We start from the raw sequence: 12427 nt of genomic DNA, 5'->3' as shown, positions 1-12427 counted from the left end.
CCGTATGTAAAAAGACCGTCAATGAGCCAACAGCTTCAGAGATACCATCTTGTTGCAGATTATCGTAGCCAAGACTGAATCTGAAATCATGGAATAATCCCCTATTTGTAGGAGTATTTTCTTTTTTTGATGTATATTTGTACGTTGTAGATATGGCTTGTTGCATTGTAACTCTTAATGATGTGGTGTCTTTAAAGTTACTAAAAAGCAAACATATCTACAACTTTTTATAGGATTAAGAAAGAAGAAGAGGGAAACCGTCGAAATAAAAAAGAGATTACCACCAAATTTGACGAAGAACCATAAATTTTATGATTCTTATTGTCAACCAAAGTTTTTCCCCGATAGTATAATGATTATCATCGGTTTACATGCTGACAATAAGCCATGACAATAGGCTGACAATAAAAAATTAGAACTTTTATTGTCAGCCTGTTCTTTGATTGCTTTGGGGCAGGATGCACCCGAAGGACATCATCGCCTGCAGTAACCATACCATCCACATAGAAAGCAGCTTTTTAAAATGAATCCCCCTATTAAATGAATGATATATAGCTGGTATCTTTCACTTAACAAGTAGGTATTGTTACATTAAAGCATCAGTATTGTTAACTCTCCACGGCCGTGACGAGATCTTTCCACGGCCGTGGTAGGAACTCGTCACGGCTGTGGGAAGAAGTCACCACGGCCGTGACAAAGTAAAGATAGCGGTACTTCAGTAAAACTATACTGACACTCTAGGGCAACTACATAGGCACGTTAATGGAACTATATAGGTAGATATCACTTTGGGAGGCTGTTATTAAAATGCAACATTACTTCAGAACATGCTTCTAAGACTATTATTTATCAAGTCATAAAAGGATCATAAGAAATAAAAATAAGGCTGACAGTAAAAGTAGATATATTTTATTGTCAGCCTATTATCAACATCTATCGTCAGGTGATATAACACTGCTATTCAAATACTTAAATATCATCCTGACAGTTTGACAATAAGACTGGTACAAATCAATAGAAACGATCATAAAATTTTTAATTGGAAAGGGTAAAGAATTTATAAAAGAAAGAAAAAGTTTGCTGTTCCCTTCAGAATAAACATCTTTGTAACCGTGGTTACAGTAACCACAGTTACTAATATAATTCACTGACTATGAGGTTTTATAATAGAGAAGAAGAACTAAAAGAGCTAAAACGAATTCAGCAATTGGCATTTGAGGAAAGTTCAAGAATGGCACTCGTTACCGGTCGCCGTAGAATCCTCATCATGAAAGTTAGGCACGGATGACAGGTTTTCTATGAGATCAGTCCCCATCACCTGTATTCCGTGCCCAATTATCATTGTTGGTTTTCTTCCCGATCTGTCCGGATAAACTCCAGGAGTCGTTCTACCGCCTCTTCTTCAGGAATATTCTTTTCTACACACACCTTGCCTTTATAAAGACTGATTTTGCCCCGTCCTGCTCCTACATAACCGTAGTCAGCATCCGCCATCTCACCGGGACCATTCACGATACAGCCCATAATGCCGATCTTCAAGCCTTTCAAATGTGAAGTGGCTGCCTTGATACGGGCGATTGTTTTCTCCAAGTCGTAAAGCGTACGGCCGCAACCGGGACAGGATATGTATTCTGTCTTAGAGGTACGGGTACGTCCGGCTTGCAAGATTCCGAAAGCAGTGGCGTCGACAACGGCATGGCTCAAACTGCCCTGATTGAACAGGAAGATACCATCGCAAAGACCGTCAAAAATCAAGGCCCCCATATCGGCTGCGGATTTTATCTGCAAATTCTCTGCATCATCTTCCGCATAATGCTGGAAGAAGACAACCGGATTCTGCAAACCTTCCGTCATTAGCTGATGCACCAATGCACGGTGCTCACCCAAACGGTTCGGATGGTTGCTTTGAGAGATGATTACCACTTCCGGGTGGTACTTCAGACAGGCTATCACTTCATCTGTTTGGGCCATATAGGGTATAAACAGGAATTTAAGCGCTGCATCACATTCCCCCATCAACGGTAGTTGCGCATGATTGAAAGCAGGCCAGGTTCCGGCCTCTCCTTGCCATACGTCCGCATCAAGAATATATTCCACGCCTTCTTCCCGTTGCTCGGGCAAGGCTCTTCCGGCATAAATATAGTCCGGAGTGAATTGCGGATTTACTTCCGTCTTTCCGTCCATGCGGTCGGCAATGACTACGGGCACATGTTCGCCTCCGATATTACGGACCGCTTTTGTCTTCCGGCGTTCAGGAGACAGATAGTTGAATTCAGGCGCCTCCAATCCCGGAATATAGGGATGATCCTGCCTCAACAGAACATAATCCACCAATTTACGGGCCACCGGAATTTCAGCTTCGGGTGCTTCACTCAAAGATACGCGGATGGTATCGCCCAACCCGTCGCTCAACAATGCGCCGATGCCGAGAGCAGACTTGATACGCCCGTCCTCTCCGTCTCCGGCTTCTGTCACTCCGAGGTGTAGCGGGAAAGTCATCCCCTCTTTTTCCATGACGTCTACCAACAAACGAACGGTCTTCACCATTACCACGGTATTGGAGGCTTTGATGGAAATCACCACATCTGTGAAGTTCTCCGCTACACAGATACGAAGGAATTCCATACAGGATTCCACCATTCCTTCGGGAGTATCACCATAGCGTGACATGATGCGATCGGACAAAGAGCCATGATTCACACCGATCCGGATCGCTGTATGATTCTCCTTACAGATATTCAGGAACGGGACAAACCGGTCATGGATTTTCTGTATTTCCTGCGCATACTCCTCGTCTGTATATTCCAGTTTCTTAAAAGTACGTGCAGCATCTACATAGTTTCCCGGATTGATGCGCACCTTTTCCGCATATTGAGCAGCTACATCCGCCACTTTCGGATTGAAATGCACATCGGCAACCAATGGAACCATATATCCCTGACTGCGTAGTCCGATATTGATATTCATCAGATTCTCCGCTTCCTTGATACCCTGCGTTGTGAGGCGGACATACTCGCCACCTGCATCAACAATACGTTTCGCCTGTTCCACACAAGCCTGTGTGTCCTGCGTAGACGTATTGGTCATCGACTGGACACGAATAGAATTGGGGCCGCCCAACGGCACAGCCCCAATATTTACTTCTGTGGTTTCTCTTCGAAAATAATTGAATAGATCAACCATTTTGATTTATGATTTTACGATTTACGATTAAAAATACTTTATGCACAATGTGAAAGACAAGATACCATGTACAAAGACAACATACGATTTACGAAGATATTTCAATCGTCAATCGTAAATTGTCAAATCGTAAATCACATTAGTTTGTTTTATATTCAAACTTAACTTCTTTCAGTTCTTCGTTTGCTTTTACGATTTTCTTTTTCAGTCCTTCTTTGTAAGCAGCAAAAGCTTCTGCCAATTTCTCGTCACTCAATGCCAACATCTGAATGGCAAGGATAGCGGCATTCATCGCTCCGTTTATAGCAACCGTTGCCACAGGAATGCCCGGAGGCATCTGGATGATAGAATAAAGTGCGTCTACACCATCGAGCACGGAACCTTTTACGGGTACTCCGATCACCGGCAGTGTAGTGTTGGCTGCAATTACACCGGGAAGGGCGGCAGCCATTCCGGCAGCGGCGATAATAACTTTAATGCCACGGTTGCGGGCATTCTTTGCAAACTCTTCCACAGCTTCAGGCGTGCGGTGAGCAGAAAGCGCGTTCATTTCGAACGGTACATGCATATCATTCAGCAATTGCGCAGCCTTCTCCATAACAGGAAGGTCGGACGTGCTACCCATGATAATACTTACAATTGGAGTCATAGGATAAAAATTAAAGAGCCACTTCTCAACCCTCTCCCCAAAAGAGAGGGTAAGGCTGGCTTCGGATTATAGTATCTTTTACATTATTCGATTGATGTAATGGAGAAAACCTTATCCATTCACCACTGCTTTGTATGCTTCGGCATCCAGCAGGTCTTCCACAGCTTTTATATCTGTCGGTTTCACTTTAATCAACCAACCTTCGCCATACGGTTCTTTATTAACCAGTTCCGGATTTTCTTCCAATGCCTCGTTTTGTTCGAGCACCTCACCTGCTACAGGCAGGAAAAGATCGGAAATTGTTTTCACTACTTCGATGGTTCCGAATGTCTCACCGGCTTCCAACGTTTCACCAACAGTCGGTATATCTACGAACACAATATCACCCAATTGTTCTTGAGCATAATCAGTGATACCTACGTATGCAATGTCTCCTTCAACGCGAATCCATTCGTGTTCGTTCGTGTACTTCAAATTCTGTAGAAAGTTCATAATAATTAGTTTTTAGGATTTATACTGTTTTAAAATAAAAATACTCGAAATAAGATGTTGCTCACGGGATGAAGTACCAAAAGGGCACATATCAAGCCAACCGCAAAACCGGAAAGCACCTCACCCAACGTGTGATGTCCCAATACAATTCGTGCAGAACCTAATATACCGGCAATCAATATAAACAGGCATAACCATCCGACCGGATTGTAACCGAACAAAGCACTGAAAGAAACCAGTCCGCCGATCACTCCGCCTATTCCTGCCATGTGTTCACTCAATTTCCATTTTAAATTCACTGCAATGCAGATAATAGATACTACCAAAGAAACGAGGATGATACCTGTCATATACCAAGGTATATTCAGCCGGCGCATCATCAACAGGCAGAACACATACGAGATGATAGTCAGCAGAATCGGCACATAACGTTTCTTGCGCTCACTTAACTCCTGACGGGCAAAGCCATTGATTTTACGAAACAGGAAAATGGTAATGGTAGGTGTCAGTATGGTAAAGCAGTAAACAATTCCCAACACGATCAACTTATACTGTATCGGCATGATACGAAGATAAGAAAACAGGAATAACACCAGAAACGATAAAAACGGAATAGAAAATGGAGTAAAGACCATCGAAGTAGCTCTCGCCACCTGCAACATTGTCTTATCCGCTATGATATGTTCTCTCTCTCTGTCCATCAGCACTAATACTTAATACTTTATACTTAATACTTTATATTCGTTCTCATTTTCGAAGTCGCGCAACCGGAATATTCAACTGCTGACGGTATTTGGCTACCGTTCTACGAGCAATGGGATAACCTTTCTCTTTCAAGATGTCTGCCAATTCATCATCTGTCAGCGGTTTCTTCTTGTCCTCCCCATCAATACACTCTTTCAGAATCTTGCGTATCTCACGGACAGACATTTCTTCACCGTCCTCCGTGGTATACCCATCACTGAAAAAGAATTTGAGCGGATAAATGCCGTAATTTGTCTGCACATATTTACTGTTACTCACGCGGGAGATCGTTGAAATGTCCAGTCCGGTACGTTCAGCCACATCTTTCAAAATCATCGGTTTCAACAGTGATTCGTCTCCTTCCAAGAAGAAAGGACGTTGTAAGTCAATGATAGCCTGCATGGTAGTCATCAGAGTATTATGACGCTGCCGCACAGCATCGATAAATCCTTGTGCCGCATCCATTTTCTGCTTCAGGAACATCATCGCTTCTTTGGATTCTTTTGATTGATTAGCCCTGTTTTTGGTATGCTCTTCCACCATTTCCGTGAAGTCGCGACTCATACGGAGTTCGGGGACATTACGGTTATTGAGGCTTATATTGATGGTTCCGTCATCATACGTTTCCACGATAAAGTCGGGAACTATCTGTTGGAGATTCCTGCCGATCGCTTCTCCCAAAGAAGCACCCGGACGGGGATTCAGCTTGGTTATCTCATTAAGAGCTTCCTGGAAAGTCTCTTCATCAATGTCCAGTTTCTTTATAATCTTCTCCCAGTGTTTACGGGTGAATTCTTCATAACACTCTCTGATGATACGTTCTTCCAGCTCCAGTATCGGGTTGGGCTTCTTCTCTTCATCCTTTTTCCGGCAAATCTGTATCAACAAACATTCCTGAAGGCTACGGGCACCGATACCAGCGGGATCAAAGTCCTGCAAGATACAGAGTGCTTCTTCCAATTCTTCTTCTGTCGATTCGATGCCGGCATAAATCGCCAGTTCATCACAGATGCTCTCCAATGACTTACGGAGCAGTCCGTCATCGTCCAATGAACCGATCAGATATTCCACCAAGTCACGCTGATGTTCAGTCAGGTTGCGTTCACGCAACTGTTCTTTCAGGATTTCATAAAAAGAGGTGGAATCGGAGAACGGAATATCCTCCGCCTGTTCATCTTTCGAACGGTTGTTTTCTTGTAATTTATAATCGGGAATATCGTCTTCAGTCAGATAATCACTCAAAGAATCATAATCGTTGGCATCGCTATCCATGCCATCTTCCGTAGTGTCGGAATCAGCATACTCATCCGCAGTGTTTTCTTCTTTACCTTCTTCAAGTGCCGGATTTTCAAGCAGTTCAGCATGGATACGGTCTTCCAGCTCTACTGCGGGAAGCTCCAACAGTTTCACGACCAGAATCTGCTGGGGCGAGAGCGTTTGTACCTGCTGTTGCGCCTGAGATTGTATTTGACGGGAACCTTGTGCCATATTCGTTTTTGCTTTCTACTATTTCTCGCTACAAAAGTAACTTTTTAACGAGAGATTACACAGATTAGGGAGATAATTTTTAATCCTATAACACTAAAATTATCTAATGAACAAATATTTATCCACCGAAGTTCACGAAATTTCAATCAGTTAGTATTATCTTTGGACAGTTGATTTACAAAATAAAACAACACGTATGACAAATATCACATTCATCGACCTTGAAGTTAATCCTGTAAATCGTCAAATCTCGGACATGGGAGCCATCCGCAACGACGGAGCCTCTTTTCATGCCAATTCGCCTGCCCAATTTATACAATTCATCACGCAAACAGAATACATAGGCGGACACAATATACTCAACCACGACCTTAAATATATTATTCCCCTATTCCAACAAACCGGATATATACAGCCCAAAGCAATAGATACGCTCTATCTGTCCCCGCTTCTGTTTCCCGCCAAACCGTACCATCACTTGCTAAAGGATGACAAGCTGCAAACGGACAGCCTCAACAATCCGCTGAATGATTCGATGAAAGCGCATGAACTTTTTCTAGCGGAAGTGGAAGCCTTCGGACGCCTGGACGAAGATTTGAAATATATCTATTACTCATTGCTGCATCCTACTGACGAATTTAAGTCTTTCTTCGATTTCATTGCTTATACCATACCATTCGGAAAGTACGATAATCCGGAAACAGTTATCCGTCGTCGTTTCGCAAAGGAAGTGTGCGAGCATGCCCCGCTCGAAAACTATATTTCCCGGGCTCCCATCGAACTGGCTTATTGCCTTGCACTTATCAATTGCCGGGATCGGTATTCCATCACCCCGCCATGGGTGCTGCATAACTTTCCAAAAGTAGAATCAATCATGTATGTGCTGCGCAATACTCCTTGCCTGACAGGATGTAACTATTGCAACAAGGCTTTCGATATACACCGTGGATTAAAACATTTTTTCGGATTTGACGCTTATCGTACTTACAACAACCAGCCTTTACAGGAAAATGCAGTACAAGCAGCGGTAGAAGGGAAATCTATTCTCGCTGTTTTTCCTACCGGCGGTGGAAAGTCCATCACTTTCCAAGTACCGGCTCTGATGAGCGGAGAACAGGTAAAAGGACTTACCGTGGTCATTTCTCCCCTGCAATCTTTGATGAAAGACCAGGTGGATAATCTGCGGAAAAACGACATCACCAGCGCTGTTACTATCAACGGACTGTTGGATCCCATAGAACGTGCCAAGTCCTTCGAAAATGTAGAAAACGGTTTCGCTTCAATACTTTATATATCACCGGAGTCATTAAGGTCAAGAAGTATCGAAAGATTACTGTTAGGACGCAAAGTAGTCCGTTTTGTTATTGACGAAGCACACTGTTTCTCTTCTTGGGGGCAGGATTTCCGTGTGGATTATCTTTATATAGGTGATTATCTTAAACAGCTTCAGGAGAAAAAAGGTTTGCAACAGCCGATACCCGTCTCCTGTTTCACAGCCACGGCGAAACAGAAAGTTATTGAGGATATCTCTACCTACTTTAAGGATAAATTAAATATCCGTCTCGAACTGTTCCGTAGCGACATCAGCCGGACCAACCTGCAATATCAGGTTTTCGAGCGGAATCAGGAAAATGAAAAATACAATAGTCTGAGAGATATTATCGAGCAGAAAAGCTGTCCGACCATTGTTTATGTCGCCCGTACCCGTACAGCTACCAAACTGGCAGCACGCCTGAAACAGGATGGATTTTCGGTTGCCGCTTTTCACGGGAAAATGGACATTAAGGATAAGACAGAAAACCAGAATGATTTTATCGCCGGCAACATACAGATTATGGTAGCTACTTCTGCCTTCGGAATGGGAGTGGATAAAAAAGATGTCGGTCTAGTCGTCCATTATGAAATATCGGATTCTCTCGAGAATTATGTTCAGGAAGCAGGCAGGGCAGGACGCGACGAGCACATCAACGCTTCCTGTTATATTCTCTTCGATGAGGAAGACTTGAATAAACATTTTATCCTGCTCAACCAGACCAAATTGCATATCGGAGAAATACAGCAAGTATGGAAATCCATTAAAGAAATTACCCGTCTTCGCCCCAAGGTTTCCCAGTCCGTTTTAGAGATAGCACGCAAAGCCGGATGGGATGAAAACGTAACCAACATAGAAACCCGTGTCACCACTGCCATAGCGGCACTTGAAGAGTCCGGTTATCTGCATCGCGGACAAAACTCTCCCCGGGTGTTTGCCGACAGCATATTGGCCAAAACGGCTCAAGAAGCTATTGACAAAATAAATCTGTCTCCCCGCTTCAACGAGAAACAGAAGATGCAGGCTACACGAATCATCAAGAAACTGATTTCAACCAAAAGTCGCAAGCATGCAAACAGCGAAGTACCGGAATCCCGGATTGATTATATCTCCGACCATCTAGGCATCTCCAATGAAGAGGTTATTCAAATCATCACCCTGCTTCGGGAAGAAAAGATACTGGCTGACTCACGTGACCTCACTGCTTATATTTTAAGAAAAGAGCAGTGCAACCGTTCACTGGAAATAATCAGATTTTATAATAAGCTAGAGAATTTCCTACTGACTGTTTTTGAGGAAGAACAAAAAATAGTCAATCTGAAGGAATTACGGGAAGAAGCGGAAAATGCAATTCAAAGAAATGTAAGCCCGGACAAGCTAAAAGCACTTATAAACTTCTGGGCGGAGAAAAACTGGATAAAACGTTCCTATCGGGACGACAACAGAAATCATATTTCCGTTTATCTTCGTCCGCAAACCGGCATTCCATTCGAAAAAAGATGTGAGAACAGGCATTGCCTGTCCGAGTTCATTATCGATTATCTTTTCAATAAAATCGAATCAGATACTGAATCTGTAACAAGAGAAGAAATTCTTGTCGAGTTTTCCATTTTGGAATTAAAGAAGGCTTACGAGAATCAGAATGTTCTGTTCCAAGAATCAGTCACTCTCGAAGAAATAGAAGATACTCTCTTTTATCTCTCCCGAATGGGAGCTTTACAGATAGAGGGTGGGTTTCTTGTGATATATAACCGGATGAACATTGAGCGGTTGGGGGCTACTAATATACGATATAAACAGGATGATTACCGTAAGTTGGAACAGTTCTACACCAATAAGATACAACAGATACATATTGTAGGCGAATATGCCCGGAAAATGGTCCATGACTATCAGGCTGCCTTGCGACTTGTAGACGATTATTTTAGTTTGAACAGTACTTCTTTTATTCAGAAGTATTTTCCCGGCAGCCGGAAGGATGAAATTAACCGACGAATCACACCGGGCAAATACAGGCAGTTATTTGGGGAATTATCCAAAACGCAGTTGGAAATCGTTAATGACAATCAACCGGGGCATATCGTTGTAGCCGCCGGTCCGGGAAGCGGAAAGACACGCCTGCTTGTGCATAAACTGGCTTCTCTCCTGTTAATGGAAGATGTGAAGCATGAACAATTATTGATGCTCACTTTCTCCAGAGCAGCCGCCAATGAATTCCGAAGCAGGTTACACGATTTAATAGGTAATGCGGTGGGGTATATTGAGATAAAGACATTCCACTCCTATTGCTTTGATTTGTTGGGACGCCAAGGGTCTATCGAGAAATCAAAATCCGTAATTAAGGATGCAGTAGAAAAGATTAGAAACAGCGAAGTGGAAATCAGCCGCATCACCAAAAGCGTACTCGTGATTGATGAAGCCCAGGATATGACAGAAGACGAGTTCGCACTTATCGCAGCACTTATCGAAAAGAATGAATCATTGAAAGTTATTGCTGTGGGAGATGATGACCAGAATATCTATGCTTTCAGAAATTCCGACTCCCGGCATATGCAGTCTCTTATTACCAACTATCAGGCACGGCATTATGAGTTATGCGAGAATTTTCGAAGCAGGAGCAATCTCGTTGCATTTGCCAACGCGTTCGTCAATCTGATCCCGCACCGGATGAAACATACACCGATACAAGCCCATCAACTTGAAAAAGGTTCCATCCGTATTACACAATATCAATCCGACAATTTAATTGTTCCGCTAATAAAGGATGTTCTCGAAAGTCCGCTAGCCGGCACCACCGGCATACTTACAAAAACAAATGAGGACGCTGTCTTTATAGCTTGTCTTTTACAGGAACAAGGGATGCCTGTCCGGTTGGTACAAACTAATAGTGGAAACTTTTATCTGGGTGATTTAGACGAGATTCGTTATTTCAACCGGGCATTGGATCTGAGTCAAGATACTCATCTTATTGATGACGAACGGTGGGAAACTGCTAAGAGATGCCTTAAAAGAGAATTCGGCCATGCCCAATCATGGGAAATATGTCGCAATATAATACTCAATTTTGAACAAGTCTATTCGCGCAAATATCACTCGGATTGGACTAATTATCTTTTTGAGTCAAAGTTGGAAGATTTTTATCCGGTTCAAGGTGAAGCGATTGTTGTCTCTACTATTCATAAAGCGAAAGGAAAAGAATTCGACAATGTTTTTCTGCTCCTTACTAATATAGAATCACTTTCGGACGAAAAGAAGCGTGAAGTCTATGTCGCCATCACTCGTGCCAAACAAAATCTGTCTATTCACACAAACGGACATTATCTGAGCAATATTGCTAATGGTCTTGCAGAATACCGGATAAACAGCAATACATATCCGGCTCCGCAAAGTTTATGTTATACGTTAACTCATAGAGACTTATGGCTTGATTTCTTCATTGACTCTCATTGCCAGGCTGCAATAAATACCCTAAAAAGCGGTATGTCTCTACGACTTACAGAGAAAGGATGCACAGATTTTTCAAATAATGAGATTCTACGTTTCTCTAAAAAGTTTAAAGATATACTCAACGAATTAATACAGAAAGATTATAAACTGGAAAAAGCTTCTGTCAACTTCGTTGTATATTGGGAAAAACAGGAAGATAAGAAAGAAGCCAAGATTGTATTGCCGAAGGTTGTTTTTAAAAAGGTATAAAAGGAAATTGGATTACTCGGTTATTTACTAATATATTATCGTACCTTTGAAAAGTTAAAACCTAAAAGACTGACATGACAAAGATAAAAGTACAGAATACAGAGATTGCAGTCGTATCATATCATGATGACGATTATATTTCATTAACCGATATGGCACGCAGTCAAATGCAAGAACATATTATTTTCAGATGGCTTAGTCTGAAAAGTACCCTTGAATATATAGGTGAATAGGAAATGCTATACAACACTAATTTTAATTGTACCGAATTCGGTACAATTAAAATGCAGCCGGAAGCAATAATTTTGTACTTTCTGTAAAGACGTGGATTGAGCGCACAGGAGCTATCGGCATTATCTCAAAGGCAGGACGATATGGAGGCACATATGCTCACCGTGACATTGCCTACCATTTCGGAATGTGGATCAGTCCTCGTTTTCAATTGTTGCTTGTTAAAGAATACCAACGTTTAAAAGAGCAAGAACAGACTCAAGTAGGATGGAATGCAAAAAGAGAACTATCTAAGATTAATTACCGTATTCATACTGACGCTATTAAGCAAAATCTAATTCCTACCGAAGTTACCCCCAAACAAATAAGTAGTCGTCCCTTAAAAAGTACTCATCTGCGGGATATTGCAAGAAAACAGTGTCCCGCAGATTTTTTCAACAAGTAGCCAAAGAACCCTCATGGCTCTTTTGAAGTTGTACGCTGCTGCGGCTAAGAGCAGATTGACAACATCCCCGAACACACCTTTATAAAAGTTGCGTCCTAAACGAAAGTCTGATTTCAAATGCCCGATAGTCGGCTCTATTCCTGCACGCTTGCAGAATAGCTTATGTTTCTTCTTGCGTGTGTAATAA

At 42.3% G+C, this 12427-nt stretch carries 7 protein-coding genes and 1 pseudogene; 2 read left to right on the top strand and 6 right to left on the bottom strand.

Features of this window, described 5'->3' with window-relative positions; genetic code table 11:
- Positions 1 to 1338: 1338 nt before the first annotated feature.
- The 5 genes from BSAG_RS11935 to rpoN all read right to left on the bottom strand — a co-directional run bounded on the left by BSAG_RS11935 (position 1339) and on the right by rpoN (position 6556).
- Positions 1339 to 3183 (bottom strand): 4-hydroxy-3-methylbut-2-en-1-yl diphosphate synthase, encoded by a 1845-nt coding sequence (locus tag BSAG_RS11935; protein WP_004316580.1) that lies wholly within the window; start codon positions 3181 to 3183, stop codon positions 1339 to 1341.
- A gap of 139 nt (positions 3184 to 3322) precedes the next feature.
- Positions 3323 to 3832, bottom strand: coding sequence for a 5-(carboxyamino)imidazole ribonucleotide mutase (gene purE, locus BSAG_RS11940; RefSeq protein WP_004296231.1), 510 nt, complete (start codon positions 3830 to 3832; stop codon positions 3323 to 3325).
- A 111-nt stretch (positions 3833 to 3943) separates the two neighbouring features.
- A complete protein-coding gene (gene gcvH, locus BSAG_RS11945; RefSeq protein ID WP_004316579.1) occupies positions 3944 to 4324 on the bottom strand; it encodes a glycine cleavage system protein GcvH in 381 nt (126 codons plus the stop codon).
- Positions 4325 to 4353: 29 nt separating this feature from the next.
- Positions 4354 to 5025 (bottom strand): hypothetical protein, encoded by a 672-nt coding sequence (locus BSAG_RS11950; protein ID WP_004316578.1) that lies wholly within the window; start codon positions 5023 to 5025, stop codon positions 4354 to 4356.
- 46 nt (positions 5026 to 5071) lie between these two features.
- Positions 5072 to 6556, bottom strand: a complete 1485-nt coding sequence (gene rpoN, locus BSAG_RS11955; protein WP_004316577.1) for an RNA polymerase factor sigma-54 — start codon at positions 6554 to 6556, stop codon at positions 5072 to 5074.
- A gap of 196 nt (positions 6557 to 6752) precedes the next feature.
- On the opposite strand from rpoN, the gene BSAG_RS11960 reads away from it, so the two are divergent.
- Both BSAG_RS11960 and BSAG_RS25650 read left to right on the top strand, forming a co-directional pair.
- Positions 6753 to 11564, top strand: coding sequence for a RecQ family ATP-dependent DNA helicase (locus BSAG_RS11960; RefSeq protein WP_004316576.1), 4812 nt, complete (start codon positions 6753 to 6755; stop codon positions 11562 to 11564).
- Between the two features lie 74 nt (positions 11565 to 11638).
- Positions 11639 to 12165: pseudogene (locus tag BSAG_RS25650) on the top strand (KilA-N domain-containing protein); the annotation flags it as partial.
- A 9-nt stretch (positions 12166 to 12174) separates the two neighbouring features.
- On the opposite strand, the gene BSAG_RS24275 reads toward BSAG_RS25650, so the two are convergent.
- Positions 12175 to 12427: transposase (locus BSAG_RS24275; protein ID WP_008997521.1), on the bottom strand; the 253-nt coding region annotated here is incomplete at its 5' end.

Source organism: Bacteroides sp. D1 (assembly GCF_000157095.2).
Classification (GTDB): Bacteria; Bacteroidota; Bacteroidia; order Bacteroidales; family Bacteroidaceae; genus Bacteroides; species Bacteroides xylanisolvens.
This window is presented reverse-complemented; position numbering and strand designations above follow the sequence as displayed.